18 protein-coding genes are annotated in these 26,720 nt (G+C 65.2%); 8 read left to right on the top strand and 10 right to left on the bottom strand.

Annotated elements, in window-relative coordinates:
• From VA599_RS10695 to VA599_RS10720, 6 genes are all read left to right on the top strand, one after another.
• Positions 1-681, top strand: a 681-nt coding sequence (locus VA599_RS10695) for a zonular occludens toxin domain-containing protein (RefSeq protein WP_346788556.1), incomplete at its 5' end; no start/stop codon positions are given.
• A complete protein-coding gene (locus VA599_RS10700; RefSeq protein ID WP_346788557.1) occupies positions 678-1,925 on the top strand; it encodes a type II secretion system protein GspD in 1,248 nt (415 codons plus the stop codon). The genes VA599_RS10695 and VA599_RS10700, both read left to right, overlap by 4 nt.
• 418 nt (positions 1,926-2,343) lie before the next feature.
• Complete coding sequence (locus VA599_RS10705; RefSeq protein WP_346788558.1) at positions 2,344-2,874, top strand: PAAR domain-containing protein; 531 nt, start codon at positions 2,344-2,346, stop codon at positions 2,872-2,874.
• Entirely contained in the window at positions 2,865-3,362 is a 498-nt protein-coding gene (locus VA599_RS10710; protein ID WP_346788559.1) for a hypothetical protein, read from the top strand. Before VA599_RS10705 ends, VA599_RS10710 begins: the two co-directional genes overlap by 10 nt.
• Complete coding sequence (locus tag VA599_RS10715) at positions 3,362-3,631, top strand: hypothetical protein (protein WP_346788560.1); 270 nt, start codon at positions 3,362-3,364, stop codon at positions 3,629-3,631. The genes VA599_RS10710 and VA599_RS10715 overlap by 1 nt, the downstream gene beginning before the upstream one ends.
• 124 nt (positions 3,632-3,755) lie before the next feature.
• Positions 3,756-3,989: a hypothetical protein gene (locus VA599_RS10720; RefSeq protein WP_346788561.1), complete on the top strand. Its 234-nt coding sequence runs from the start codon at positions 3,756-3,758 to the stop codon at positions 3,987-3,989.
• A gap of 121 nt (positions 3,990-4,110) precedes the next feature.
• Here the strand turns inward: VA599_RS10720 and VA599_RS10725 are convergent, their stop codons facing one another.
• Both VA599_RS10725 and VA599_RS10730 read right to left on the bottom strand, forming a co-directional pair.
• Positions 4,111-4,575, bottom strand: a complete 465-nt coding sequence (locus VA599_RS10725) for a helix-turn-helix domain-containing protein (protein ID WP_221667376.1) — start codon at positions 4,573-4,575, stop codon at positions 4,111-4,113.
• 247 nt (positions 4,576-4,822) lie between these two features.
• A complete protein-coding gene (locus tag VA599_RS10730) occupies positions 4,823-5,512 on the bottom strand; it encodes an NAD(P)-dependent oxidoreductase (protein ID WP_346788562.1) in 690 nt (229 codons plus the stop codon).
• Between the two features lie 278 nt (positions 5,513-5,790).
• Between VA599_RS10730 and VA599_RS10735 the strand changes: the two genes are divergently transcribed.
• Positions 5,791-6,126 (top strand): hypothetical protein, encoded by a 336-nt coding sequence (locus tag VA599_RS10735; RefSeq protein ID WP_346788563.1) that lies wholly within the window; start codon positions 5,791-5,793, stop codon positions 6,124-6,126.
• Between the two features lie 15 nt (positions 6,127-6,141).
• Positions 6,142-7,080: an acyltransferase domain-containing protein gene (locus tag VA599_RS10740; RefSeq protein ID WP_346788564.1), complete on the top strand. Its 939-nt coding sequence runs from the start codon at positions 6,142-6,144 to the stop codon at positions 7,078-7,080.
• Between the two features lie 68 nt (positions 7,081-7,148).
• On the opposite strand, the gene fabD is transcribed toward VA599_RS10740, so the two are convergent.
• From fabD to VA599_RS10780, 8 genes are read right to left on the bottom strand one after another with little or no spacing between them, the layout of a single operon-like run.
• Positions 7,149-8,279, bottom strand: a complete 1,131-nt coding sequence (fabD, locus tag VA599_RS10745) for an ACP S-malonyltransferase (RefSeq protein ID WP_346788565.1) — start codon at positions 8,277-8,279, stop codon at positions 7,149-7,151.
• 35 nt (positions 8,280-8,314) lie between these two features.
• Positions 8,315-9,550 (bottom strand): beta-ketoacyl synthase N-terminal-like domain-containing protein, encoded by a 1,236-nt coding sequence (locus tag VA599_RS10750; protein WP_346788566.1) that lies wholly within the window; start codon positions 9,548-9,550, stop codon positions 8,315-8,317.
• Positions 9,537-9,776, bottom strand: coding sequence for an acyl carrier protein (locus tag VA599_RS10755; protein ID WP_021476122.1), 240 nt, complete (start codon positions 9,774-9,776; stop codon positions 9,537-9,539). Before VA599_RS10755 ends, VA599_RS10750 begins: the two co-directional genes overlap by 14 nt.
• A gap of 32 nt (positions 9,777-9,808) precedes the next feature.
• Positions 9,809-10,558 (bottom strand): polyketide synthase, encoded by a 750-nt coding sequence (locus tag VA599_RS10760; protein ID WP_104947230.1) that lies wholly within the window; start codon positions 10,556-10,558, stop codon positions 9,809-9,811.
• Entirely contained in the window at positions 10,555-11,343 is a 789-nt protein-coding gene (locus tag VA599_RS10765; RefSeq protein WP_346788567.1) for an enoyl-CoA hydratase/isomerase, read from the bottom strand. The genes VA599_RS10760 and VA599_RS10765 overlap by 4 nt, the downstream gene beginning before the upstream one ends.
• Complete coding sequence (locus VA599_RS10770) at positions 11,331-12,590, bottom strand: hydroxymethylglutaryl-CoA synthase family protein (RefSeq protein WP_346788568.1); 1,260 nt, start codon at positions 12,588-12,590, stop codon at positions 11,331-11,333. The genes VA599_RS10765 and VA599_RS10770 overlap by 13 nt, the downstream gene beginning before the upstream one ends.
• A 52-nt stretch (positions 12,591-12,642) precedes the next feature.
• Complete coding sequence (locus VA599_RS10775) at positions 12,643-13,344, bottom strand: MBL fold metallo-hydrolase (protein WP_346788569.1); 702 nt, start codon at positions 13,342-13,344, stop codon at positions 12,643-12,645.
• 15 nt (positions 13,345-13,359) lie between these two features.
• A complete protein-coding gene (locus VA599_RS10780) occupies positions 13,360-26,679 on the bottom strand; it encodes an SDR family NAD(P)-dependent oxidoreductase (protein ID WP_346788570.1) in 13,320 nt (4,439 codons plus the stop codon).
• Positions 26,680-26,720: the final 41 nt, after the last annotated feature.

Below are 26,720 nucleotides of genomic sequence, written 5' to 3' on the forward strand. Positions count from 1 at the left end.
GCCTGCGACTTGGTGCTGATGATTCAGGACATGGGCACGCTGCACCGCTTCGTGAAAAACGTGGTGGCCTTCAGCTTTCGCACCCATAAGAAAGTCTCCCTCGGGCTGGGCCAGGTCTACAGCATCAATATGTATGAGGGCTGGAAGCAGAACGGCAAAACCTCTACCGGAACCTGGGTCAAGAAGTACAAGCCGGAAATCTTCCCGCTGTACCAGTCGTTCAAGGACGGCGCGCAGGGCAAGACCGTCAATGCCGATGCCCGGCAAAACATCCTGGCGAGTAAAAAGCTGTGGGCGCTGGTGGGCGGCATGGTGCTGATGGCGGGCATGTCGGCGCGCTACACCTGGCTGTTCTTTCACCCGAAGCCGAAGGACGAGGCCGCTGCATCCGCAGACCCTGGCAAGCACGCCGTGCCAGGAGCGGCAACACCTGCACCCGCTACGCCTGGCGTGCCTGCCAGCCCGGGCTATTCCGACGCCTGGCGCGTGGTGGGTCGTTACGAGAGCAACGGCACTGCATGGGTGGTCGTGGAGAATGGGGCAGGGCGGTTGCGGGTTGAGTCACCGTCAGTGTTCAGCAATGAAGGGCAAGCGACTATTGGCATGATTGATGGGCAGAAAGTGACGGTATGGACCGGTTCTCCTGCGGCTGGGGCGCTTACTGGAGATCCGCGCAAATGAAACAGTGGTTGTTGATGTGTCTTATCGGCCTGGCCAGCATGGCGCGCGCGGCGGATCTGCCGGCAAAAGCGGTCAAGTTCGACTTTCAAGGGGTGCCGGTCGCCCAGGTCGTTCAGCTGGTCTACACGGACGCCTTGAAGTCCGGCTACGTGCTCGATCCCAAGGTGTTGCAGGATACCCGCGTCGTGTCGTTCCGCTTCGACGGCAAGGGCGATCTGCGGGCCTTCTGGCGCGCGTTCATGGATAGCTTGGGCTATCAGGTGGACAGCCGCGCCGGCATCGACTTCGTCCAGGCCAAGCCGGAGACCCAGGCGCTGGCGGGTGAGGTGTTCGTTTACCGCCCCAAGCATCGCGATGTCAGCTATCTGGCGGATCTGCTGGGGCCGTTCGTCAAAGGCTCGTTCGCGGCCAATCGAACCATTGCCGTGCCGCCTGAGCAGCGTTCGGACAAACCGGCGCCCCAAGGCTCGGCCGCGGCGCTGCTGGATAAGGCCGGCTCCGATGTCCTGCTGTTCCAGGGCGACAAGGCCGACATCCTGCGGCTCAAGCAGATCCTGCCGCAGCTGGATACGCCAGCGGGACAAGTGATGGTTCGCAGCCTGGTCTACGAGGTGAACACCGGCCGGAAGGAGGGCAGCGCTTTCGACCTGCTGCTGTCCGTCCTGGGCGGCAAGTTGTCGATAGGGCTGAATACGACAGCCAGCCAGCAGGACAGCTTTATTCGCTTCAAGTCCGGGACCGTTGACGCCGTGTTCAGCGCTTTGGCCGGCGATAGCCGGTTCAAGGTGGTGACCAACAGCCGGCTCCTGGTCAACTCCGGCCAGGTGGCGCACTTGTCGGTCGGCCAGGACGTGCCCACGGTGTCGTCCATTTCGTACCCGAACGGCGGCAGCACGCCGGTCCAGTCAATCGAATATCGGTCTTCGGGCGTCATCTTCGACCTGACGCCCAATGTTCGCCCTGGTGGCGTCGATATGCGGGTACGCCAGCAGATCAGCGACTTTGCCAAGACAGAAACCGGGGTGGACAACAGCCCGACGCTGACCAAGCGCGAACTCTCGACCTCGGTCGCGGTAGCGGATGGCGAAATGGTGTTCCTGGGCGGCCTGCAGCAGAACAAGGAGGAGGGTAGGCGCAAGGGTTTCAGCTTCCTGCCGCGCGCCCTGGACAGCGCGTCGTCGGATGCCAGCAGCAGCGAAATCGTGATGCTGTTGCAGGTCAGCACGCAAGGCCGGGGCGGATAAGCGCCCAGCAGCCGCCCGCCCGCAGCGGCAGCGAGGACGGACGGACTGCGGGGCGGGAAGCCGCCGGGCCACATCGTGCAGGCATGCCCCACATCGTCGCGCCGAAGCGCGCGCTAGAACCTCCCCAGCCTGTCAATATCCAACCCGGAAGCCGCACGCGGAGCACAGCCGCAGGCGAGCACCGAACGGGTGAGGATTGCGTTATTGACGGGTCTGCCCACGTAAAGACCCTCCACGGCAAGGCCGGGGGATGTTGGCTTGCCAAACATCCCCGGGGCATGCCGCCCGGCGAGGGCGCTTTTGACTTCCCTTGGAAGAGATCCGCACCAACGGTCAGCAGACAGTCAGTGCGGGCCTGGTTTAGCATTTCCTGAAATTTCACGGAGTAACCGCATGCAAAACGATGAGGACGCACAGCATGGGAGGTAAGGCGATCATCCGCGAGGGCGATTCCACCTCGCACGGTGGGACCGTTGTGGAAGCCTTCGCTACGCTTACCGTCTATGGCAAAAACGCAGCCGGAGTTGGCCATCAAGTTTCTTGTCCGAAGTGCAAAGGGAGCTTCCCAATCGTCCAGGGGGCGGCGAATTACACCTTCATGGGTAAGAATGTCGCGGTGGAAGGGATGCAAACTTCTTGCGGCGCAGTACTGATTGCTTCACAGGGGCAGGCCACGATTGATAATGCGCCGGGTGCCTCAGCCAGCACTGGTGCAGCATTCGGGAGTTCTGCACTTGCAGCGGCGGCGGCCACCGCTGCATTGCTGTTTAATGACAAGTTCAGACTAATTGACCAAGATGGCAAGCCATATGCGAACACCAAATACACCATCCATGTTAACGGGGCGGTAGTGGAGGGGGTGACTGACGACGACGGCCATACGGACCTACTAGCCGCTGAAACCGAAGCCCACGACGCAGAAATCCATCTGGAGGGAATGTGGAATTAGTCGCTACCAAGAAGCTGACGCCCAGCACAGATAAAAGCGTAAAGACCGTCACCGTTCAGCGCGAGTACGTCGAAGTCATCGTCAGCGACTCCAGGATCATCAGTAAAGGCTCGCAATGGGGCCACACTGCCATTTTCGTCAACGGCAAGGTCTATTCCCGCGCGCATGAACTTTACTTTACGACCTCTTATGATGATTACGTTAAGCGTAACTCTTACCGTGACTCAATCGGCCTCAAGTTATGGGTAACGCCAAAAGAGCGTGAGACTATCCAAAAAGAGCTTGATAGGCGAGTAGCCATCAATGAGCCTTACAGCCTATTTAGCAATAGCTGTTCGTCCAACGTGGCCGATGTTCTTGAGCTGGTTGGTATATTGGCCCATGATCCGCGATGGATTCCGTTCCCTGTCCCGCCTGCCGAATTGTTGGCGGTAGTCGGAAAGTCCAAGCGCATGGTCGAACGCATACCGCACCCGAAAGGCGGCTGATGAAGAAACTTGTTTTACTGGCTGGTCTTGGTTTTGCTGGTTGTTCTTATGTTCCACAGCACGCCATTGCACAGAAAGAAGTGAAGGTCTACAAGGCTCCGATTGATGGTACGCAGGATGTCGCCTTCGTTATCCCAGCCGGAGAGGAGTGCTTGTTCACCGAGGAGCAACAGAACAAGGTCTATCTGTTCAAGCGGGTTGAGTGTGGCGGCCAATCTGGCTGGACCCCTGATTGGGCTGACTTCAAAGTTCGGAAGACAGAAGGGTAATTATTACGAGTCGATAGGAAGCAAAGACCCGCCTTGGCGGGTTTTTTCATAAGTGTTTCCTCGTACATCCTTATGCTTTTACTAACGCTAGATTGCGGTTATGTCCTCTTGAGAGGTGGGCGCTATGCCGGGCTTGATTGTTGACTTCGTCGGTGGCGCATCCGATAAGCAGCACCGAACCGTGCCGGATGAGGCCGAGTTAGAGCGGCTAGGATATCGGGTATATCTGACTACGCGCGACAAGGCAGGTGAGGTTCTTGCCCTTGCCGTCCCGCTTGGGTGGACGGAGGACGAGGCAAGCTGGGCCATCCTGGAGAAGTTCTCCTTCAAGACCCTGGGCAACCCCGTGATGTGGTGACATCGCCGCCGCTGCAAGGCTCCGCCAGGGCCGGCGAAGCCGGCCTAGACGGGTGACTGGTAATACCCGTCTTTTTTCTCATTTTGATCGAAGAGCAGCTGTTTTTGCCCTGTTTTCAACCTCAATAAATCCCATTGTCATTGCCAAGTATCCCATTCAACAGCATCCCGTAGCGGGCGTCACGGTGGCAGTTCTGACGATAGTAGTCGCGCTCACGCATCAGCGTTTCAATCAATTCCGCCTGTTGCTGCGCCAGCTTGTGCGCACGCCGATATTCGGCCAGCAGTTGCAGTTCGGCGTAGTTGATCCGGACGCCGCTTGATGGGCATACCAGGGCGTCGGCCCGGTTGCTGAGCCGGAAGTCACGAAACGGCCCGAACTGCTCGCCGAGGGTCGTTGCGGTGCGATTGGTGAGGTAGTAGTGAACCAGCTTCGGCACGGGGTCGCGGCCACGTCGCCAGCGCTCAATCTTCTGCGGTGTGACGTCCAGCTCATTGGCCAGCGTCTTGGCGTCGCCAAAGCAAAGCGCCCGGTACAGATCGTCCGGGCGGCATGGAAACGTTGTGGTTGGGCTGTAGTGCTTCATGGGAAGGCAAGAACTTGATCAGGGAACGGCTTCAGTTTCCTCAAAGTGTTGCGCAGATACGACATGAATCGTGTCAGTCGCATAAATTTTTCCTGATAGAATCTTGCCCATAATTTTGAAATCCAAGATTTGACATAATATAGATTATGCGAATCAATGAAGGCAGAATGTCGTTGCGTCCGGCGGCAAGATTCGTATCCACCAACAGGCTGTACGGGCTCGCATGGCTGGTTGCCGGCTGTTTTGACTAAGTCACCGACGCAGCTGTCAGCGCGGACGGCGTCTGGCAGCCCACGATAGCCGGCGCTTGCTGGATCAGCTCATCATTGCTCAGCGCTTCCACCATGAACATCGCAAAGTCGATTCGGCGTGTGATGTTGCTGGCCAGAATGGCGTCGCCCACGTGCTGGCTCCAAACCGGCAAGCCCTGGCTTGCGCCTTCTTCCAGATTGCTGCCGCGAACCACGGTCCAACGCGTGTTGCTGGAAAATATGCGCCGGAACGCTTCGACTTGGTCGTTGATTTCGCCGATGCGGAGCACTCTCATCAGCCAGCCGCCGATAAGGACCGCAGCTCTGATCGACAAGGGATAGACGTCGCGTCCATCGCGCGTGATGTGCCAGCCGCATGAAAAAACCAGCCGCGCGCGCGGCGGTGCGAAATCAAGAACTGCCTGAGCGGTTCCAGTGGAGTACTTTTGCATGCCCCATGGCACCAGTACGGTCAGGACTCCATCGCACCCCGCCACAGCCTGCTCTACCACGCGGCGATCATCCGTCGCGCCGGGAAGAATCGCAATTCTATCCTTGAAACGCTCCAGCTTCCCGACGCTTGCCGCGCGGCAGACTGCGACAACCTCGTATCCCCGGTCCAGCGCATGCTGGACCATGTATTGCCCGAGCTTGCCGGATGCTCCGATGATGCAAATTTTCTTCATAGCCTTACCTGCCAATTTGAACGTGAAACATTGCGTTCTGCACTCAAAAGACTTCGTCGCAAGTCTCGAATCTAACTCGGACCTGAAACAGATAGGGCGGTTCCAGCGAAGCGCCGCGCAACGACGCGAAACGTCGCGACTTCGCTTGGCCATGCATTCATTCATCTGCCCGCATCCCAGGGGAAACAAATTTGCTAGAGTCTGCCGCAAGCGCGAGTGCTCAGCGCGGCCATGCCGTTTTGAATAATTGTTTCTCCAGCACTTCGAAAGGACGAGCCATGCATACGCCCACCACTTCGGTTCGTTACCGCATTTACGGCGCCAGTTCTGCCCGGGAATGCAGTTTGCTGATCGATTACGTCCCCGCCTCGTCGGATCTGGATAAGATCGCCCTGCTCCGCCACATTCAACTGGCGACCGATGAGCCGCTGCGCAGTTGGCCGGCGCGGAATGCCCTGCAAACAGATGACCTGTTTGAAATCGAATGCGTAAGCAGTCAACAGGCCGCATTGCGCGCGGTTGAATTCTGGCGCGCCTATTTCCGGGCATTGGGAGAACCGGTGATTGAATCTGGCCATCTGCCTCCAATGGACGCTATTCGCGAACCGGTTTGATTGGGGCGGGCGTCGATGATCACGATATTCATGTTTTCGGGACAGGGGTCGCAGTATTTTCAGATGGGCCAAGAGTTATTTGGCTCAAACCTGGAATTCCGCAGCTGGATGGAAACGCTGGACCGGCAGGTTACGGATCGAACCGGTGCATCGGCGTTGGAAGCGATCTACTCGCGCGGCAAGAACGAAACGTTCGACCATATTCCGCATACCCATCCAGCGATCTTCATGCTGGAGTACGCACTGGCTCAGTGCCTGCAAAGCGAGGGGCTGCATCCGGACCTGACGCTTGGGGCCAGCATGGGGTCGTTCGCCGCCGCCGCGGTCGCCGGCTTTATTTCTGTTGAGGATGCGCTGGATGCGGTAATCAACCAGGCTGGCGCTTTCCACGATCGCGCCATGCCGGGCGGCATGCTGGCGGTCCTGGCTCCGATGGATAAAACGGTCGGTCGCCTGGATGGGCTGCAATGGGAGCCTGCGGCCGACAATTTCGACGGCCATTTCGCCTTATCGGCGCCCTCTGCTCAACTTCCGGAAATCGAAGCCAGGCTGCGCGGCCTGGAGATTGCTCATCAGCGGCTTCCAGTGCGCCACGCCTACCATTCGCGCTGGATAGACGACTCGCGGGACGATTTTCTGCGGCGCACCTCGCATCTGTCTTTCAAAGACGGCGCGCTGCCCCTGATCTGTTGCGAGCAAGCAGACCGGTTGCAGCGTCTGCCGGCTGATTTTTTCTGGCGCGTGGTGCGCAATCCCATCCGCTTGCGCGAAACCATCGCGCGGCTGGAGCGAGATGGAGGCTGCCGCTATATCGATGTCGGCCCGTCCGGCACCATGGCCACATTCGCCAAATATCTGCTGCGGAAAGACGGCGGTTCCAGCGCGCATGCCATTCTGACTCCTTACGGGCGCGATCTGGACAACCTGGCCCGTTTGCGCGAATCCATGGCCTGAACCGCCCGTTTCAACGCATGAGAAACCGCGGTGAGTTTCACCGCGGTTTTCTATTCGCCAATGCCGAATCAAGCCGGCGACACTTCATCCAGATCGAAATAGCCGTTGTAGCCCTTCATGTAGACCGCTGCGCGGTGGCCGAACAAGACCACGGCCTCGGTTCGCGTCTCCAGCTCCGGATAGCCTTCCATCGAGGTTTTCACCTTGCTGCCGATCGGATGTCCGCGGTTCCAGGCGGCGACTTTGTCGGCGGCGCTCTCCTTGGCCGGCCCGGAGGCGGGTTGCTCCGCTTGAGTCGCCTCCTCGGCCTGCTTCTCCGCAGCCTGGCCGGTGAAAGCTTGCATCTGCTGTTTGATGCCGTAAACCAACCGGGTCAGCACGTCGCCGGCGCCCATTTCCTCGAATGCCGCCTCTTGGCCGCGCTCCGAGGCGGTTTCCAGCAGGTACTGGATGCTTTCGGACCAGCGCACCGTGCTGGCGATCTGCCGCGACAGCGTATCGGCGATCTTCTTGTCCTCGTAGGGGCGAGCCGAGTAATTGGCGATCACCGGAATCTGCGGCTTGGCGAACTTGAACTGCTTTAGGAATTTTGAGAACGCCTCCTTCGCCGGCAGCATGAAGCGGGTATGGAAGGCGCCGCTGGTATTGAGCGGGTAATAACGCATCTTGCCGCGCTGGAACAACTGCTCGGCCCGAGCGATCTCGTCGGCCTGGCCGGAGATGACGATTTGCGAGGGGGTATTGTAGTTGGCGATGAATACGTTGGAGAGCCCGTTCTCGGCCAGCGCGCTTTCAATCTCCTCCTTGCCTGCGTTGACGATGGCGGCCATCGCGCCGTTGCTCACTTCTCCCATCAGCTCGCCGCGCTTCTGCACCAGTTTGAGCCCGGTTTCGAAGTCGTAGCACCCTGCCGCCATCAGCGCGTTGAATTCGCCCAGGCTGTGGCCGGCCAGAAAGTCCGGCTTGCCGCTCCCCTCCTCCAGCTTGCGGAAATAGCTCAGCGCATTGACCACGTACAGCGCCGGCTGGGTGAAGCGGGTCTGATTCAGCTCGCCGCGCGGGTCGTCGATGCACAGCTCGCGCAGCGAATAACCCAAAATGCCATCCGCCTTGTCCGCCAGATCCTTGAAGCCGTCGAACAAATCGCCGCCCATGCCCTTGTACTGGGAGCCCTGGCCGGGAAACATGAACACTTTCATCCTATTTCACCTCCACTGAATCATTGTTTTACAGATCAGACGCGGCTCAGACAGACCGCAGTGTTGATGCCGCCGAAGCCCATGCTCAGGTTCAAGGCGTGCCGCATTTCGTGCCGCTCCGCCTCTGCGCCGGTCCAGCCCAGGTCCGGCGCCATCGGACTATCCAGGTTGCGGGTGGGGTGCAAGCGCCCTTCCCGCATTTGCAGCAGGCCCGCGATCAACTCCACCGCGCCGGCGGCGCTCAAGCCATGGCCAATCAAAGCCTTGGTGGCGTTCAGGCGGACGTGGTCCAATCCGCTGGCACGCAGCGCTTGCAGCTCCGTGGCGTCGCCCAGTGCGGAGCCGGTGCCGTGGGGATTGATGTAATCGATGTCCGCTGCGCGCAAGCCAGCGGTTTCCAGCGCTTGCCGTATCGCCTCCACTTCGCCCTCGAGCGAAGGATTCGGATTGCGGTTGCCATCCATCGCGATGCCCCAGCCGGACAGCCTGGCGTATGGGTTGATGTTGTTGCGTCCGGCGCGCTCCACCACCACCGCGCCGCAGGCTTCGCCGTAGATGAAGCCGTCGCGCCCCTCGTCGAACGGCCGGCAAGCGAGCTGGGGCGCATCCGCGTAGCGGTCCGATCCCATCGCGCCCAGCGAGCGGAAGCTCTGGCACTCCCAATAAGACAGGTCCATCAGCGCGCCCAGCGCGATGCAGACATCTGCGCGGCCACTCTCAACCGCCTCGCATGCCTGCAGCACCGCCAACTGTCCGCTGGCCGACGCGCCGCCCGCCGTATACGCCATGCCCCTTATGCCGAAGGTCTCGGTGCACAGTCCGCAGATATCGCTGTCCATGAAGGACAGCGCGTAGGTTGGTCGTAAAAAGGATTCGCGGCCCCGATAGGCTTCCCGCGACAGCATCAGCTCGCGTTGCTGGAGGTTGGAGCCGCCCACCACCAGGCCGATCCGGTGCGGCGGGACCTCATCCAGGCAAGCATCGAGCCAGGCTTCGCCCAGCGCCGCCAGCGCCGCCTTGCCCGACCAGGATGCGGCGCGCAGCAGCGACGGGGAGACTCGATCCGGCAGGCTTAGCTCGCCGATTTCCGCGCCGATGAACGGCGACAAGGTCGGATCGGCCTCCGGGCGTTGCCGGCCAGGCCGCTGCATCGCCGCGAAACGCTGACGCCCCTCCATCAAGCCCTGCAGGAAATCCTCCCGGCCCTGGCCGATGGCCGAAACCACGCCTAAGCCGCTGACGAGCAGATCCCGCCGCTCAAAGCTTCGCATGGATGATGCGGGCCAGTTCGCCGATGTTCTCCGCCTTGGCCATCTCGATCAGCGGGGCGTTGAGCGACAGCGACTCCAGCGTCATCATGATGATGTCGGCGCGGTCCACCGAGTTGGCGCCCAGCGCGCGCAGCGAGTCGGATTCGCTGAACGCGTGGCCTTGCAGGTCCGGCACGATTTCCCGCGCGTGACGGGCGATGATTTCCAGCACGCCTTCCTGATTCATTCGTTCTCTCCTCTAAGTTAAGCGATTGCGCGTCAACGCCCGAACAAGGCCTCGATCCGTTCCCGGACCTCGGGTTGGTGAAAGGTCTGCTCGTGCAACTCAAGTTCCTGCTCTATGAAGGCCGGGAGCCTCGCTCGCAGGGAGGCGCTCAGGTGCCGTTTCAGCGCCACCAGCGATTGCCGGGGCTTCTCCGCCAGCGATGCGGCCAGCTCCAGCGCATGCGGGAGCACCTGCTCGCGCGGCAGCACGGGAAACGGCGCGCCTCGCCGTTGCAGCTCTTCGCCGCGGTAGTTGCCGGCGCCCAGCATCATTTCCTGGGCCAGCGCCGGCCCCAGTTTCTCCGGCAGCACCAGCGTCGCGCCCATGCCCGGCGTGAAGCCGTATTTCATGAAATTGGCGGTGTAGACGCTTTCCCGCGCCAGCACTGCCAAATCGGCGAACAGCCCCAGCACGAAGCCGCCGCCGATGCCGTGGCCCTGCATCGCCGCCACCACCGGCAGCGGGCAATTCAGCGCCACGCTGTACAGATCCTTGTCGGTGAAGCGGTAGCGGCCCTCGAACAGGTCGCGCAGTCCTTCCTGGGTGCCTCCGCTGGAAAAATAGCTATCGTAGCCGGTCAGCACCACGGCGCGGATGTCCTGGCGCGCGCCGGCCTCGGCGAAGGCTTCGGTCAGCCGGTCTATCATTTCGAAGGTGAAGGTGTTCTTGTTGGCGCGATCCTGCATCCGGATCAACGCCACGCCGGGCGAGGCGTTCTCCACCGCGACGACAGGCCCGCTCATGGCTGGCCTTCCCACGGAAAGCGGCCGGTCCTGACGAAGCGGGCGATCTTTTCCAGGTTGTCCGCATCGGAAAACACTTCGACGTTGGCGGCCAGCGCCGGCGCCATCGACCGCGGCAAAGAATCGTCCAGTGCCGCGGCATAGCGCTTGTATCGTGCGATGCCCGTCTTGCCCATGCGTCGCAGCCGCAGCAACTGGGCGCGCAGCAGCTTGTCGCTGTTTTCGTCGCAGGCGTCCACCAGCCCCCACTCCCTCGCCAGCACCGCGGAGACCGGCTGGGTGGTCAAGGTCATGTAATTGGCCTTGGAAAACCCTACCCGGCGGATCAGGAAAGGCAGCACGCAGGCCGGCATCAGACCGAACAGCAGCTCGGACAGACCGAAAGTGGCCTTGTCGTCGCTAAGCACGATATCGCAGGCGGAGACGAAACCAATGCCGCCCGCGTTGGCCTTGCCCTTGACGTGGGCGATGGTGACATAAGGTCCGCACGCCAGCTTCTGCCACAGCCGGTACAAGGGTTCCGGATGCTGGCCCCCGTCCGCGTCGCCGGCGTCCAGCCGTTGCTCGATCTGGCGGAAGTCGGCGCCGGCGCAGAACACCTCGGGCTGGCCTTCCAGCACCACCACCTTGGCCGCCCGGTCGCAGGCGGCCAGCGCCGCGGACATTTCCTCCACCAGCATGTCGTTTATCGCATTGCCGGCGTCCGGCCTGTGGATGCGGATGAAGCAGACCTCATCCTCCAGCCGCACCTGCAGCGTCTCCCAGCTCCGGTTCAGGAGATCCATTCGTACTCCCGATGGAACTCCTTGATCTCTTTGAGAAACAGTACCGGGCGGCCCATCGTCTTGCGCGCTTCAGGCACAAAGCTGGTATCCACCGTCAGATTGCGGGTGCCGAATTTCAGCCTCAGATTGCGTTCCAGCAGCTCGTCGTACTCGGCGATGGTCAGCGCGCGGCGGCGGTCCAGATGCGCGCCTATCTTCATCCCCCGCAGCCGGCGCTGGCCTTCCGGCGTGGCGATGCCGCTGAAGAACTCGGAGCAGCAGCCGGAGCCGTAGGAGAACACGCCGATGCGGCGCGGCGCGTCGATTTCCGCGTGGTCTATCGTGCTGGCCAGCGACAACGCCGCCGTCGCCCCCATGATGTTGCCCACGCGCTGGCAGTGCGCCATGCCGGGCATCACGCGGCGCTGGAAGTCGGCCTCGATGTCGGCCGGGGTGGCCTTGGCCAGCTTGCGCATCATATTGCGGTGCGCGCCTTTGACCATGCCGCCAAACGGCGTGTGATAGGCCAGATAGGAAAAGGTCTGGGCGAAATCGGCGCCCGTCACCCGCTTCTGGTATTCCAGAAAAGCGTTTTCGCAGCAATTCAGGTAGGACAGCAGCGACAGGTCGGTGTCGCCGGCGTCGGTGTCCGGCGACGGGCGGCAGGTATCCATCACCTCATAGCCGTAATAGCCGTTGGCGCCGACGTCGATCTGGAAAATATGCGGCCGGTCGCTGACCAGCATGGCCACCGCGCCCGAGCCGCTGCTGGGCTCGGCGAACGACCAGTCGGCCGACAGCGCGTCGCCGCCCGCTTCCACCATGAAGCGCGACACGTCGGTGGCCAGCACCAGCGCCTTTGCGCCCGGCGAGGCCTGGGACAGAACGAAGTTGATCGCGTTCTGCAGGCCCGCCACGCCGGAGTAGCAGGCGTTTTTCAGTTCGAATAGCCGGCAGTTGCGGTTCAGTCCCAACAGGTCGTGGCAGTAGGTGCTCATCGACTTGCCGAAGTCGAACGCGGACTCGGTGCAGGTGATCACCATCTCGATCCGGTCCTTCTCCTCCGGACTCAGCGCGTCGATGATGGGCTTGGCCGCGTTGACCGCGAAGGTGATCGGGTCCTCGTACGGCAGCGCCACCGACTTTTCCTTCATCAGCAGGTTCTCGAACCGGCTCATGTCCAGTCCCCTGTGCTCCGCCAGCTTGAACACGTCCAGACAGACCGTGCCGGAGAACACATTCATCGCTTCGATTCCAACGATACTCACGTCATTCCTTTCGAGTCACTGAGATTGGCGGCGCAGAGCAGGCGCGCCGGGTCTAACGGAACGCGAGCAGTTTTTGCATGCTCTGCCCGCTGCGCAGCCGGTATGCCGCGAAGCTTTCCCGGTCGCGAAACTGGAGATAGATATTGCAGGCCAGCACCTTGGATAGCGGCTGGCCGGGTTCCAATTGATAGGTATGGCCCGGATAGATGCGCGTCTCCCTGGGCAATACCTCCTTCAACCGCTCCAGGCTGTCGAACATCTGATGGGCCGCCGTTTCGTCGGGACAGATGCCGCAGCCTTCGATGAACAGCACATCGCCGGTGAACAAATGGCCGCCGATCAGATAGCAGGCGCAGCCGGGCGTGTGGCCCGGGGTGAGGATGGGCTGGATGCGCAGCCCGCCCACCTGCCACGGGGTTTCGTCTATGGCGGCGAGGCGGCCTGCGCGGTAGCCGGAAGACGCAATCTCCCGCTCAGACATCCATACCGGGCAGCCATGCCGTTCGGACAGCTGCTCGGCCAAATGAACGTGGTCGAAATGCGCATGGGTGAGCAGGACGCCGCGCAGCCTGGCGCCGCGGCCAGCCAACGCGGCCTCTATCTTTTCATCCTGCCAGGCCGGGTCCACCAGCACCGCGTCGCGGCTGAGCGGGTCCATCGCGAGATAGTTGTTGTTCTTCATGAACTGGTGCTCGACGTGGATCACGTCGACCACCGGCGCTACCTCGCACTCCTCCATCCGCATACGCTGCATCGCTCAATCCACTCCTCAGTCGGCGTGCTGCAGCCGCGCATCCCCCATGGAGCCGGCCTCTCCGGCGAAGGCCCGCGCATACAGCCTGTTCAGCCGGAGCAACGGTTCGCCGTTTTGATTGAGCAGCAGAATATCGAACTGCTTAAGGTCGGAGGGACGGCCATGCGCAGATTCGCACAGCCACGCGCATGCGTAGCATTCCGGCGGCAAACGCCCCAGCAGCTGGACGCCGCCCAGCGCGAACGGCAAGTGCGGCGCGGCGCTTCCGCCCTGTCCCGCGACGCCCAGCACCGTTTGCAGCGCGCCGTCCACCAAACTGGGATGCAGCAAGTACTGGTCGAAATCGGCCAGGCAGCCGTCGGCTAGCTTGAGCCGCGATAGCGCGTAGCCGTCGCCGATGTGCAACTCCTGGATGGTCTGGAATCCAGGCCCGTAATGAAAACCCAGCTTCGCCAGCTCGGCGTAGCAATCGGCGCCGGACTTCGTCTGCGCGGCCCTGGCCTTCAGATCGTCCAGCCGAATGGGCTCCGCCGCCTCGCCATGGCTTGCCCGGCCATAGACCAGGCGGGCCTCGGCATGCACCACGCGCTCGTTGTCCTCGTCAAAGGACACGATCAGGCAATCCGCGCCATCCTCTCCGCCGCGCAATACGGTCTTCACCAGCTGGCTGCGGCCGGCGTCCAGCCGCAGCGGCTGGTTCCACACCACGTCTTCCAGCCCCGCCACCGGCCGCTCGCCGGCAATGGAGCCAGCCACGCAAGCCAGCTCCAAAAAGCCAGCGCCGGGGAACAGTTGCCGGCCATTGATGCGGTGATCGCGAGCGTAGAAACCGTCGCCGGACAAGCAGGACGAAAACGCCACTTCCTTGAGCGTGGAGGCATTCTCCGCCACCAGCGGATGCAGGCGCGGAGCCGGAGCGGCCGGCTCCGGCCGAGTCCCGGGCCGCGACGGCGCGGCGTCGGACACCCAGTAGCGCAGCTGGGCGAAGGGATAAGCCGGCAACGACAGCCGCGCCGGCGGCTCGCCTTGATGCAGCAGCTGCCAATCCAGTTCCTGGCCGGCCACCCAGACGCGGGCGATTTCCAGCGCCTCCCCCGCGTCTCGCAGCGCGCGCAGACGGGCCAGCTCCTCGTCCGCCAGCTTCTTGCGCCGCTGATGCGGCTCTACCCGGCCCTCCGCCATGCCAGGACCGGTTTGGCCGGCGGCCGCCAGCCGCAGCGCGTCCAGCAGGCTGGCGCGGTCGTCCGCGGCGATGGCCAACCGTTGCTCCATCGCCTCGCGGCCGGTCTGCAGCGTCCAAGCCAGCGCGTCCAGGTCGATGGCCTGGTCCCCTGCCACGCGCGCGGCCAGCCTGGCGGCCAGCTCGCGCAAGCGGTCCCCGTCGCGCGCGGTCAGCGGGAACAGTTTCAACGCTTCAACGCTCCGCCCGACCGGCGGCAGATGCTCTTCCAGAATCAGGCAGGCGTTGACGCCGCCCGCGCCGAAGGAGTTGATCATCGCCCGGCGCGGCTGGCCGTCCACGGCATTCCAGTCTGCCAGCTCATGCTGCAGGTAGAACGGCGAAGCGGCGAAGTCGATGTTGGGATTCGCCTCCCGGGCATGCAGCGTCGGCGCGATCTGCCGATGGCGCAGCTGCAGCAGGATCTTGGCCACGCCGCCCATGCCGGCCGCCGACTCCGCGTGGCCGATGTTGGATTTCACCGATCCCAGCGGGCAGTATTGCTTTTTATCGGTGCCGGCGCGGAAGGCCTGGCTCAGCGACGCCACTTCCAGGCTGTCGCCCAGCTGGGTGCCGGTGCCATGCCCCTCGACATAGCCCATGGCCTCCGGACTCAGGCCGGCCTGGGCCAGCGTGCGGCCGATCAACGCGGCCTGCGCGCCGGGGTTGGGCGCGGCGTAGCCATTGCCCCGCCCGCTGTGCTCGTAGCCGCTGGCGGCGATCACGCCGTGAATATGATCGCCGTCGGCAAGCGCGCGCGACAGCGGCTTCAACACCACGGCGCCGACGCCCTCGCCCGGCACGAAGCCATCGTCACCGGCGCCGAAGCTGCGGCAATGCTCGCCGCGCGCCAGCATGCCCCGGCCGCACAGCGAGTAATACTTGGACGGATGCAGGTAGAGGTTGACCCCGCCGGCCACCGCCACCTGGCACTCGCCCCGGCGCAGGCTTTCGCAAGCCAGATGCATCGCCACCAGCGACGACGAGCAGGCGGTGTCCACCGGCATGCTCGGGCCGTTGAAATCGAAGACATAGGATACGCGGTTGGCGATGGACCACGGCATCGAAGCCGGCGAGACCATGTTTCCGCGGCGCCATTCGTCCGGCGCCAGCATCTGGTAGCTATTGGTGGTGACGCCGCAGAACACCCCGACATCCGCCCCTCTGCCTTTGGGATGACGCCTGCGCAGGCTGTCCCGGGTATAGCCGGCATCCTCCACCGCGCTCCATGCCGACTGCAGAAACATTCTCTCCTGCGGGTCCATCAGCCTGGCGTCGTCGTCCGGAATGCCGAAGAACGGCGCGTCGAATTGATCGACGCCGTCGAGGAAGCCGCCCCAGCGGCAATAGATGCCCTGTTCGCCCTCGGCCCAGGCTTCGGCGTCCCAGCGCGCAGCGGGCACCGGCGAGATCAAGTTGCGCCCGGCCTGCAAGTGCGTCCAGAAGGCATCCAGATCATCGGCACCGGGGAAGCGGCCGTGGATGCCCACGATGGCGATTTTTTCGCCGTGCTCCATCGCCTCGGCGGCTGGCGCGGCAGCCAGATCCACGGTCAGCGCCATTGCGGCGGATTCAGCTCCGCCAGCGGACGCCACCGGCGCCGCCAGCAAGGCGGACAAGGCCGGCGCGGCCTCTCGGCGCAAATAGCCGGCCAGTTCCGCCACGGTCGCGCATTCATAGAACAAGGTTTTCGGCAACGCGCCCAGGTCTCGTTCCAGTTCGGCGTTCAGACGGTTCACCATCACCGAATCCAGGCCGTAGGCGTCGAAACGCTCGTCCGAATCTATCCGCTCCTCCGGCAGCCGGATTTCCCCGCTCAGCAGGCGCTTCAGGTAAGCCTCCACCGCCTCCTGCCCCAGATCGGCGCACGCCGCAACCGGCTGAGAAGCAGAGGCGAGCGGCCGCGCGGCCAGACTGGCGTCCAGCCGCTCGGCCTCGCCGTACAGCGCGACGCCCTGCGTCAGCCCGGACGCCAGGAAATCATCCCAGCAACGCAAGCCCAAGGCAGTCGGCAGCGGATGAATGCCGGCCCGCTCGCGCAGCAATTCGAGGTCGGCATCGGCGATGCGCATGCCGCCGTCGGCCCAGAACGGCCAAGCTATCGACAAGGTCCGCCCGGACGAACGCTCGGCCCGCGCTTCGGCGTAGGCGTCGAGGAAACGGTTGGCGTAAGCGTAATCGCATTGCCCGGCATTACCGGCCACCCCGGCGATGGATGAGAACAGGACGAACAAATCCAAGTCCAGGCCGCGCGTCGCCTGGTCAAGATGGGCCGCGCCCAATATTTTGGCGGCGAGCACCGCATCCATGTCTTCGCGCGGCTTGTTGACGGCGTAAGCGTCCCGATGCGCGCCGGCGCTGTGGATCACGCCGTCCAGCCTGCCGAAGCGGGCCATGATGTCCGCCACCAGCGCGTCCACCTGGCCGCGCTCGGCCACGTCCGCCCGCAGGTAGACGGCCTCGCCGCCGCAAGCGCGCAGGTGCGTCAGCCTGCGTTCGGTGTTCTCATCCGCCGCGGAGCGGCCGCTGAGCGCCAATTTGGCGCCGCACGCTCGCGCCAGATGCTCGGCCAGCAGATAGCCCAGCCCGCCCAGGCCGCCGGTGATGAGATAGACGCCTCCCTGGCGGATAAGCGCGCCGGAGCGGGCCGCCGCGAAACCGGCGTCATCGCAGCGTTCGATGGCGCGGACCTGGCGGCGCGCTTTCGGCCCGTAACGCACTTCATCCCCGCGCCAGTCGGCGTCGCCCAGCTCAGCCAGCGCGATGGCGGCCAGTTCGTCGACTGTCGCGGCGGCTTCCGCCTCGATCACGCGTCCGGCGATGCGCGGCGTTTCCAGCGTCAGGCTGCGCAGATAGCCAGCCAGGGCGGCGTGAGCGGGCAAAGCTCCCCGCGCCGCGGCCAGGATGCGTAGCGCGCCGGCGCCCGGCCGCTGTAATTGCGCCCGGCACAGGCTGTGCAGCTCATGCACGCCGCCATCCAGCTGCCCGGAAATCTCGCCCTCCGCGCTGAGATGCAACACGGCCCGCGGCCGCAATCCATCCTGGTCCAGATCGTCCAGCAAGCGGTCGAAATCGGCGTCGCTGGCCATGTCCAGCTCATAACGCCCCGCTTCTGCGCGGCGATACCCGCTGGCGGCGGTCGCTGAGGCGACCTGCGCCCCAGCGTTTTTCAACGCATCCGCCAGGGCGGCTCCGGCGTCCAGCAGCAGGATCGCCCCGCTCCACTCTCCGCCGGCCAGCCGCTGATCCCGCCACACCGGATGGTAGCGGCGCAATTGCGGCTCCGACATCCCCGCAGCCTGCGGCGAATCGGCGGGCAAAGCCGCCGCCAGCCAGTAGCGTTCCTTTTCGAATGGATAGAACGGCAACGAGACGCGGCGGCCCGACGCGTGCAGCCGCGCCCAGGCGATGTCCGCGCCGGCGATCCACAGCCTCGCCAAGCGGTCCAGGTCGCGCTGTTTCAGCGCCACGTCGAGGAAGGCCGCGCCCGCCTCGCCCTCCGCCAGCAGCGCCGCGCCGTTTCCGGCATCGCGGACATTGCCTTCGTGGGCGGCCGCCTCGCCGTCGCCCCGCAGCCATCGCGCCAGCTTGTCCCGCCATTCGCTCCGGCTGGACGCGATCACCGCCAGCCGCTCAGGCAACGGCTCGCGCCCGACCTGCGAGGTGTAGGCGATATCGGCCCAGGCTGTTGATTCGTCCGCCTCAGCGAAAGCCAGCATGCGCTCGGCGTAGGCCCGCAACGCGGCGCGGCTGCGCGCGGAAAGCAGGAAGATTTCCGGCCGGTCGGCCGTTGCCGGCAGACGCGCGGCCAGGCATTCCTCTATCACCAGGTGGGCGTTGGAGCCACCGGCACCGAAGGAGCTGACGCAGGCGCGGCGGGCCTGTCCGTTCCGCCGCGGCCAATCCTCAGCCGCGGTCTGCACCCGGAACGGCGAGGCATCGAAATCGATGTGGGGATTCAGGGTGTCGGCATGCAGCGACGGCGCCAGCCGGCCATGGCGCATCTGCAGCAGCACCTTGGTCAGCGCGGCGATGCCGGCCGCCGATTCCAGATGGCCGATATTGGATTTCACCGAGCCTATCGGGCAGGACTGGGCATCCAGGCCGTCGCCGAAGGCGCGGGCCAGGCCGGCGATCTCAATCGGATCGCCCAACGAGGTGCCGGTGCCGTGCGTCTCCACGTAGCCGATGGCGGCGGCGTCCACGCCGGCCTTGTCCAGCGCCGAGCGGACCACCTCGGCCTGCGCCGACGGATTGGGCACCGTATAGCCGTTGGTCTTGCCGCCGTGGTTGACCGCGCTGGCCTTGACGATTCCGTACACCTGGTCGCCGTCCGCCAGCGCGCGCGACAAGGGCTTGAGCACCACCGCGCCCACGCCCTCGCCCGGCACGTAGCCATCGCCGCCGGCGCCGAAGCTGCGGCAGCGGCCGTCGCTGGAGGAGAAATTGCCCTGGCTCAGGTTCAGATATTTGTTGGGGTGGATGGATACGTTGACGCCGCCGGCGATGGCCACGTCGGCTTCGCCGCCGCGCAAGGCCTCGCAAGCCAGGTGGATGGCGGTCAGCGACGACGAGCACATGGTGTCCAGCGCCAGGCTGGGGCCGTGGAAATCGAAGAAGTACGATACCCGGTTGGCGATGGATGCGAACGAGGAGCTGGGCACGCCGCCCTGCGGCGCGTTGACGCCGTATAGCTCGTACTGGCCCCACATCGCGCCGACGTAGACGCCGACGCGGCGGCCGGCGAAACCGGTCTTGCCGTAGCCGGCGTCCTCCATCGCTTCCCAGGCGGTTTCCAGGAACAAGCGCTCCTGCGGGTCCATCAGCTCCGCTTCCTTGGGCGAAATGCTGAAGAACAGCGGATCGAAACGATCCACGCCGTCGAGGAAGCCGCCCCATTTGCTGTAGGTCTTGCCGGGCTGGTTGCGGCGCGGGTCGAAAAAGCGGGCGTGGTCCCAGCGCTCAGCCGGCACTTCGTCTATGCAATCCACGCCATCGCGCAGATTGGCCCAGAACTCCGCCAGGTTCGCCGCGCGCGGATAACGGCCGGCCAAACCGATGATGGCCACTTCGTCGCGGCCGCCGGCTTGCGGCGCGGCGAAGCGGGATGCGTCCGGCAGCCAGCGCGCAGCCTGCGGCGGCCGCGGCGGCTCAGGCGGTTCGGCATATTGGCCCAAGCCCGTCTTGGCCGCGACCGCGCCGGGATAACGGCCCGCCAGATGGCCGGCCAGCGCGTCCAGCGTCTGGTATTCGAACAACAGCGTCTTGGGCAAGGGACCGAAATGGCGCTCCAGCTGCTGGGTGAATTTCATCGCCAGCACCGAGTCCATCCCATACTTGTCCAGCGGCGCGCGGCCATCCACCTCCCTTGCGGGCAGCTTCAGCAGCGCGGCGAACTCGCCGGCCAGCCAGCGGCGAGCGCCGTCGCGCAAGGCGTCCCCGCCCGTCCCTTCGGCAGCGGCAGCCGGCGGCTCGGCTTCGGCGCGCGTTTCCAGCAAGGCGCGGCGCAGCCTGGGCAGATCGCCCTGCGCCACCGCCACCCGCGCGGCTCCCGACGCCAGCGCCGCTTCCAGCGCGGCGACGCCGTTCGCCGTTTCCAGCGGACGCATGCCGGAGGCCCGCTCCAGGCTTGCCGCCGCGTCCCCGTCCAGACGCATGCCGCCTTCCCGCCATAGCGGCCAGGCGATGGACACGCTGCGGCCCGCGCGCAAGCCCGCCTCAGCCAGCCGCGCCCGATGCTCGGCGTAACGATCCATGAAGGCGTTGGCGGCGGCGTAGTCGGATTGCCCCGCATTGCCGTAAGCGCCGGCCAGCGAGGAAAACAGCGCGAAGAAGCCCAGCCCCGTGTCGCGCGTGGCCAGATCCAGATTGACCGTGCCGACCGTTTTGGGCGCCAGCACCTTGGAGAATCCGCCGGCATCCTTGCCTGCCAGCAAGCCGTCTGCGGTCATGCCGGCGCTGTGCAGCACGCCGCACAAGGCGCCGAACTGCGAAACGATGCCGGAGACCAGCTCAGCCACATCCGCGGCGTCCGCCAGATCCACGCGGCGGTAAGCCAGCTGTTCGCTTGCCGCGCCCGACTGGGCGGCCAGCTCCCGCAAGGCTTGGTCCTGCGCGTTTCCTGCCGGCGCGCGGCCGCTAAGCACCACCACTGCGTCGCGGGTCCGCTCCAGAATGGCGCGCGCGAACACGCGGCCCAGCCCGCCCAACCCGCCGGTGATCAGGTAAACGCCGCCGTCGCGGAAAACCGGCTCGCGCTGCGGCGCGGCAAGCTCCCGCCAGCGCTGGACGGAGGCTTGGCCATTCTGGAATTTCAACAGCGTTTCCGACGGCAGATTCGCGGCGGCATTCAATTGGGCGGCCAAGACTGCCGCGTCGCGCGCCGCGTCCGTCAGTAGCAGCTGGACGCGCAGGTTCGGCCGCTCCTGGCGGACGCTGTCCAATATGCCGCTCAACCCGGCCAACAGCTCGTCTTCGCCGCACGGGACCGCCACTTGCAGCGAAACGGAATCTTGCCCGCCAGCGAACAGCGCATGCAATCGTTCCAGCGCCGCCAGCGCCGCCGCCTGGAAGCGTTCAGCCGGCTTGGCCGCGTCGGGCAAATCCAGGGTTTCGACATCCACCTCGGGCAAGGCCCGGCGCAGCGCGTCCGGCTCCATGCCGTCCATGCCCAGCAACAGCGCCGCGCGGCGCCGGCCTTCATCCGCCGCTTGCGATTCCGCGCGCGCAGGCAACGCCTGCCACGCCGGCTCGGCCATCAGTACGCCGTCGCGCCCGCCCTCCGCGCGCAGCTCGCGCACCTCCAGCCCGCGCAATTGGACGCAGACCCGGCCGGACGGGTCGCACAGATCGATGTCTATCCGGCCCGACTCCTCCCTGCGCAGCCAGGCATGCATTTCGGCCTGGCACGGCGCGAACGCCGTGATCGATTCCAATGCGAACGGCACTGCCGGAGTGTCCGGCAAAGCCCCGCCGGCCAAGGCGGCAGCGGCCTGCAAAGCGCTGTCCAGCATCCCGGGATGCAGCGCGTAGCCATCGGCCATGCCGGGCAGCGCCAGCCTGGCCAGCGCCTGCCCGTCTCCCGGCAACAGTTCGTCCACGCCGCGGAAGCCCGGCCCGTAATGCATGCCCATGGATTCGAAAACCCGGTACAGCTCCGCCGCCTTCATCTCGCCGGCGCCCATTGCGCCACGCAACGCGTCCAGATCTAGCGTTGGCCCGGCTGCGGCGGCTAGCGGCGTCGCCTCGCCCAGGCAGAACGGTTCGTCTTCGCCGTTCGCCAGCACTTCGAAGCCTATGCCGCCATCCGCGCGCGGCGTCAGCGCCACATGCACTTCGCCGGCCTGCTCGGCCGTCAGCGGACGCAGCCACGCCACGCTGCCCAGCCGCCATGCCGGCGGCCTGGCTTCGACCGGCATGGCCAGCTCTGCCGCCGCGCGGACCATTTCCAGATAGGCGGCGGCCGGCAACACGCCCCGGCGCTCGCCGGTCATATTCAACTGGTGATCGGCGAAAAAGAATTCGCCGCCGTCAAAACGGGAAACGTAGCGCTGCCGCGCGAGGTCCGATGCGTTTTCATGCAGCAAGGGATGCAGCGCGGCGGCGGCCCCGGCTTTGCGCGCCTTGCGCCGGTCGGCGATCCAGTAGCGCTCGCGGGCGAAGGGATAGGCCGGCAGCGAAATCAATCTGGCCGCCCCGCCGTTGCGCAAGCGGCTCCAATCCAGCTCCAGCCCGCGCGTCCACATTTCGGCCAGCCGCTCCAGCTTGCCCCGCGCGATCCAGCGCTCCACGGTTTCGCGCATGTCCTCGTCGCGGACCAGCGACGCAAACTCGTCGCCGTCCCGGCCGGCGTCGCCGCGGAAGCAGGCCTCAATCTCCGGCTCGCCGCGACAGAAGGCCTCCAGCCGCTCCGTCAGCTGGGGGAGGCTGTCGACGACAAAAGCCGCGCGCGCGTCCATCTCCTCGCGGCCGGCTTGCAGCGTATGGCTCAGCGCCGACAGCGACGGTTCGTGCGCCTGAAGGCGCAGATAGGCCAGCAGATCGCTCGCTTTTTGCGCTAGCTGCTTGGCGGTGCGCGCCGACAGCGGCACGATGGCCGGCCTAGCCTGCTCGCCGGCAAAGGCCGGCTGGATATATTCCGACACGATCAGATGGGCGTTGGAGCCGCCGGCGCCGAACGAGGAAATGCCCGCGATGCGCGGCAGCGCGCGGCCGTTTTCCTCCGGCGCCTCCCACGGCCGCAACGCCTGGTTGACGATGAAAGGCGTGGATTCGAAATCGATGTGCGGATTCAGCCGGGCGGAGTGCAGCGAAGGCGCCAGGCTGCGGTGCCGCATTTGCAGCAGCACCTTGGTCAGCCCCGCGATGCCGGCCGCCGATTCGCAATGGCCGATATTGGATTTGGCGGAGCCGATCGCGCAGAACTGGCGGCGGTCGGTGGATTCGCGGAACACCTCGGTCAACGCGGCGATCTCTATCGGGTCGCCCAGCTTGGTGCCGGTGCCGTGCGCCTCGATATAGCCTACGTGGCGTGCCTCGACGCCTGCGTCTTTCAAGGCCTGGCGGATCACGCTGGCCTGGGCCCGGGGATTGGGCACCGAATAGCCGTTGGTCTTTCCGCCATGGTTCAACGCGCTGCCGCGGATCACGCCGTAGATGACGTTGCCGTCGCGTTCGGCGTCGGACAGGCGCTTGAGCACTACCACGCCGACGCCCTCGCCGGGAATGTAGCCGTCCCCGCCCTCGCCGAAGCTCTGGCAATGGCCATCGCTGGAAATATACTGGCCAGCGCTGAGGATCAGGTATTTGTTGGGGTGTATCGTGACATTGACGCCGCCGGCGATGGCCAACTCGGCGCGGCCGCTCTTCAGGTCCTGGCAAGCCAGGTGGATGGCGGTCAGCGACGACGAGCACATGCTGTCCAGCGTCATGCTGGGGCCATGCAGGTTCAGCAGATAGGACACGCGGTTGGCGATGCTGGCGTAGCTGACCGGCACGCCCACTCTCTCCCCGCCCAGGCTGGCCTCGGCGCCGAACAGCTGGTACTCGCCGTACATCACGCCGACATAGACGCCCACCTGCCCTGGCAAATCGCCGTCGCGCGGAATCTGCAGCGCGGCGCGGCTGTAGCCTGCATCCTCCACCGCCATCCAGGCATGCTGCAGGAACAGTCTCTCCTGCGGGTCCAGGTATTCCGCGTCTACCGGCGGAATGTTGAAGAACAGCGGGTCGAACTCGTCCACGCCCTCGATGAAGCCGCCCCATTTGCTGTAGTGCGCGCCCGGCTTGGTCCTGTCTTCGCTGTAATACTCACGCCAGTCCCAGCGCTCGCGCGGCACCTCGGTGACGCAGTCTTCGCCGTCGCGCAGCTTCTGCCAAAAGGCGTCCACATCCCTCGCCTGCGGATAACGGCCGCTAAGACCGACAATGGCGATGGGCTCGTCGCGGCGCTCGGCCGGCGCTGCTGCCGGCTTGGCCAAGGGCCGCATGGCGCGGGTTGCCGGACGCGCAAGGGCTGCCGGCTGTCGTTGCTCGATGGTTTTCGGCGCCGCGCCGGCGAACAGGCCGTCCAGCTTGTCCGCATGCGCGCGCAGGAAATAGCCGGTCAGCTCGTCCACGGACTGGTATTCGAAAAACAGCGTCTTGGACAGCGGGCCGAAGGTTTTTTCCAGTTGCCGGGTCAGATCCATCGCCAGGATGGAATCTATTCCGTATTTTTCCAGCGGCGCGCGCGCATCTATCTTGTGGTGCGACAGTTTGAACAGCGCGGCGAACTGGCGGCGCAGGTAGTCGCGGGTTTTGTCGGCCAGATCGTCGCCGGCGATGGCCGGCATCGGCTTTTCAATCGGTTCAAGCCCGGCGTCGGCCGGCCCGCCGAACAAAGCCTGGCGGATGCGGCGGCCATCGCCTTCCACCACCACGGCCTGGGAGGCGCCGGACGCCAGGCTGATCCGGAAGGCGGACATGCCGCTCTCCGTCTTCAGCGCCCGCATGCCGGTGGACTCGAACATCGCGTCACGCTGGCTCTCGGGCATGCTCATGCCGCCGTCTCGCCACAGCGGCCAATTGACGGCCAGAGCGCGGCCCTGGCGCTGGCCTTGCTCCGCCAATTGGTTGCGGCGCGCGGCGAAAGCGTCGAGAAAACCATTTGCCGCCGCGTAATCGCCCTGCCCGGCATTGCCCAGCACGGATGCGCCGGAGGAGAATAAAACAAAGAAATCCAGCGGCAAATCGGCGCAGGCCAGGTCCAGGTTGACTGTGCCGGCCACCTTGGGCGCGAGCACGCTGCGGAATTCCGCCTCATCCTTGCGTGCCAGCAGTTTGTCGCTGACCATCCCGGCGCAATGCAGCACGCCGTTCAGGCCGCCGTGAACGGAGGCGATATCGGCCACCGCGCGGGCCGCCGCGTTCCGGTCGGCCAGGTCCAGCCGCAGATAATGCAGCCTCGCCCGCGACCTTGGATCGGGCGCGATCTCGTCCAACCGCGCCTGGGCGTCCTCTCCATCGGCGGCGCGCCCGGCCAGCGCCACGCGGGCGCGCGATGCCTGGCTCAAGATGTCGGCGGCGAACAAAGCGCCGATGCCGCCCAGTCCCCCGGTGATCAGGTAGACGCCGTCCTCCTTGTACGCCAGCGGCGCATATTCGTCCGCCGGCAGCGCCGCCCAGCCGCGCGTCTTGCGCGTGCCGTCGCGATAATCGACCAGCGCGTCGGCGCCGGACTCCGCCCGCAGCCGCTCGGCCAGCAGTTCCGCGCCGCAGTCCGGCTCAAGCAGCAGCAATTGCGCGCGCAGCCGCGGGCGCTCCAGCGCGGCGGTCCGCAGCAGGCCGGACAGGCCGGTGTGCAGCTCCTCGGCCACCGCCAGTTGCAGCAGGATTTCGCCCTCTTCGGCGGACAGCCGCTGGATCGCGCGCAGGCAGGCCAGCGCGGCGGCTTCATAGCGGCTGGCCGCATCTTCGCCAAGCTGGGGCAGGCATTCGATGGACGCGTCCGGCAACGCTCGCTGCAGCGCATCGGCCTGTCCATCGGCCACGCCGCACAACAATACATGGCGGCGGCCCGGATGGCTGCCTGACGCAACCGCTTGGCGCCAGACCGGTTTGGCGATCACCAGCTCGTCGGCCGAGCCGTTTTGCAGCGGCCTCGAGCAGAAGCCGCGCAGCGCGGCGCACACCCGGCCATCCTCGTCGCAAAGGTCGATGTCCAGCCGCGCCGTCAAATTGCCGCCGCGCTCGCCCGGACAGCGGCGCACCCAGGCGAACATGCGCCGCGCGCAGCCGGCGTAAACGGTCAGGCTGTCCAGCGCGAACGGCAGCGAAGGCTCGTCCGGCGCGGCGGACGAGTCGGCCAGCAAGCCCATGGCAGCTTGCAGCGCGCCGTCCAACAGGCTGGGATGCAGCCGGAAGGCGCCCAGCGTGTCGCCCACCGCGGCCGGCAGGCTAAGGCTGGCCAGGGCCTCGCCGTCGCCGCGCAGCACCCAGTCCACCGGCCGGTGAGCCGGGCCGAAGCGCATGCCCATCGCGTGATAGGCGGCATACAATTCGTTCGCGTCCAGCCGGCCGGCCATCATGCGCGTCTGAAGCCCCGCCAGATCGAGCTTGGCGGGCGGTTCGTCTGGCGACGGCCTGGCCGTGCCGCGGCAGTGCGGCGATGACTCCCCGCCGCCGCCGGGCACGCTCAACACCTCGAAGGCGATGTCACCGCCCTCGTCGGCGGACAACTCCAGCAACACATCGACGCGGCCGTCCGCCACCACCGGCTGCAGCCATACCACGTCGTCGAGGCGCAGCGCATCGGATGCCTGGCGTTCCGGCGAGGCGTCCACCACGGCTGCGCGAGCCATTTCCAAGTAGGCGACCGCAGGCAATACCCGGATGGGCTCGCCTGCCTGCGCCGCCACCCGATGGTCGGCCAGGAAGAATTCTCCACCGTCGAAGGACGAGCCGTAGCGCTGGTGGTAAAGATCGGAAATATTGTGCTGCAGCAGCGGGTGGCGCGCGCCGTCCTGACGCCCCGCGCCGCGCTGGCCGGCGTACTGCCGAATCAGGCCGAAGGCGTTGTCGCGGGACAGGCGCCCTTCTTTCAATTCGCTCGCCACGTACTCGATAAAATCCATCATCTTTCGTCTCTTTCTCCGCGCGGCCGCAGCTGCCGCGCTGT

It is taken from the genome of Chromobacterium indicum, from assembly GCF_039708975.1.
Lineage (GTDB): Bacteria > Pseudomonadota > Gammaproteobacteria > Burkholderiales > Chromobacteriaceae > Chromobacterium > Chromobacterium piscinae.

What these genes read in the sequence shown, in the direction of transcription:
- VA599_RS10705 (WP_346788558.1), top strand. Translation starts at nt 2,344, where the DNA reads ATGGGAGGTAAGGCGATCATCCGCGAGGGCGATTCCACCTCGCACGGT.
- VA599_RS10700 (WP_346788557.1), top strand. Translation starts at nt 678, where the DNA reads ATGAAACAGTGGTTGTTGATGTGTCTTATCGGCCTGGCCAGCATGGCG.
- VA599_RS10720 (WP_346788561.1), top strand. Translation starts at nt 3,756, where the DNA reads ATGCCGGGCTTGATTGTTGACTTCGTCGGTGGCGCATCCGATAAGCAG.
- fabD (WP_346788565.1), bottom strand. Translation starts at nt 8,279, where the DNA reads ATGAAAGTGTTCATGTTTCCCGGCCAGGGCTCCCAGTACAAGGGCATG.
- VA599_RS10765 (WP_346788567.1), bottom strand. Translation starts at nt 11,343, where the DNA reads ATGGATCTCCTGAACCGGAGCTGGGAGACGCTGCAGGTGCGGCTGGAG.
- VA599_RS10775 (WP_346788569.1), bottom strand. Translation starts at nt 13,344, where the DNA reads ATGCAGCGTATGCGGATGGAGGAGTGCGAGGTAGCGCCGGTGGTCGAC.
- VA599_RS10750 (WP_346788566.1), bottom strand. Translation starts at nt 9,550, where the DNA reads ATGCGAAGCTTTGAGCGGCGGGATCTGCTCGTCAGCGGCTTAGGCGTG.
- VA599_RS10715 (WP_346788560.1), top strand. Translation starts at nt 3,362, where the DNA reads ATGAAGAAACTTGTTTTACTGGCTGGTCTTGGTTTTGCTGGTTGTTCT.
- VA599_RS10735 (WP_346788563.1), top strand. Translation starts at nt 5,791, where the DNA reads ATGCATACGCCCACCACTTCGGTTCGTTACCGCATTTACGGCGCCAGT.
- VA599_RS10755 (WP_021476122.1), bottom strand. Translation starts at nt 9,776, where the DNA reads ATGAATCAGGAAGGCGTGCTGGAAATCATCGCCCGTCACGCGCGGGAA.
- VA599_RS10740 (WP_346788564.1), top strand. Translation starts at nt 6,142, where the DNA reads ATGATCACGATATTCATGTTTTCGGGACAGGGGTCGCAGTATTTTCAG.
- VA599_RS10725 (WP_221667376.1), bottom strand. Translation starts at nt 4,575, where the DNA reads ATGAAGCACTACAGCCCAACCACAACGTTTCCATGCCGCCCGGACGAT.
- VA599_RS10730 (WP_346788562.1), bottom strand. Translation starts at nt 5,512, where the DNA reads ATGAAGAAAATTTGCATCATCGGAGCATCCGGCAAGCTCGGGCAATAC.
- VA599_RS10760 (WP_104947230.1), bottom strand. Translation starts at nt 10,558, where the DNA reads ATGAGCGGGCCTGTCGTCGCGGTGGAGAACGCCTCGCCCGGCGTGGCG.
- VA599_RS10780 (WP_346788570.1), bottom strand. Translation starts at nt 26,679, where the DNA reads ATGATGGATTTTATCGAGTACGTGGCGAGCGAATTGAAAGAAGGGCGC.